The sequence below is a fragment of the Alteromonas sp. CNT1-28 genome (assembly GCF_022348345.1).
GTDB lineage: Bacteria > Pseudomonadota > Gammaproteobacteria > Enterobacterales > Alteromonadaceae > Alteromonas > Alteromonas macleodii.
Genome location: NZ_JAKREZ010000106.1, coordinates 1 through 1,052 on the forward strand (window position 1 = coordinate 1; position 1,052 = coordinate 1,052).

Annotated in this window: 1 protein-coding gene; it reads left to right on the plus strand. The window is 38.9% G+C overall.

Annotated elements, in window-relative coordinates:
- Positions 1-347: 347 nt before the first annotated feature.
- Entirely contained in the window at positions 348-968 is a 621-nt protein-coding gene (locus MHN02_RS21530) for a formyltransferase family protein (RefSeq protein WP_239247989.1), read from the plus strand.
- Positions 969-1,052: the final 84 nt, after the last annotated feature.

Genomic DNA, 1,052 nt, shown 5'->3' on the forward strand with positions numbered 1-1,052 from the left:
AACTGGCGTCAGGCGATGAGTCGATTTATTATCGAGTTCGAGGAACGCCTCGAAAAGCATATTAACTAATGGCAGTTACACAGAATCTGTTACAGGCTCGTATTGAAAGCTACTTTGGTAATATCAACGGTAGCTTTCCAGTTTGCTCAATATCAGAACCATCTCGGCTATCCTATTGCCAAAATGCCTTACACTTCATATTGGCACGAACTAAGCTTCCCGCCAGCCAATGAACCCTTATTATTCGTTTTTGCACAGATTTTTAATCAACATCGAATCCTTAAACACTTGTCCTCCCAACCTACATTTTGTTCCACATACGCTATTCTCAAAAGGTGCAGAGAAATATGAAAATCGTTTATTTTGGAAACGACTTATTCTCGAATTGTTTGTTACTTCTAATTAAAAATAGATTGAACATTGAACGCGTTTTTATAAACGATGTTCAGGGAAATGCGAGCTTCATCAAACGAATTTGTCGTAAATACAATATTGTTTATTCCACTGAAAAACCAAGTATCGTGACTCTTAAAGGATATTTAAATGACGAACAGACAGTCTTTGTTGTAGCCGATTACGGATACAAAGTACCCACAAACGAAATAAAATATGCGATTAATATCCACCCATCTTTACTACCCAAAAGTAGAGGCCCAACCCCACTCACCTACATTATCGACAACCCTGAGAACGCGGGTGTTAGCATTCATAAACTCACTGAGAAACTTGATGCAGGTAGCATCCTAATCCAAGAGAAATTTGAGGTCGAAAACAATGAAACGATTTCATCATTGATGGTCAAGTCTCAGTTACTCGCAGAAACTCTGTTAGAAGAATTACTTAATAACTTTAATGAACTTTATAATAACGCCGACCCTCAATTGGAAAAGCTAGCGTCATTCCAAAGTCTACCTCCAGTAAAAAGAAGGTTTGTAAATTGGGATCAAAACACCGTAACCGTCCGGTAATTCCCACATTCAAGTATTAACGCCGCTCCTGCATGGTGTCCTTGTAAAAAGGAGAACACGCATGCGATATCAACGACGAGACGT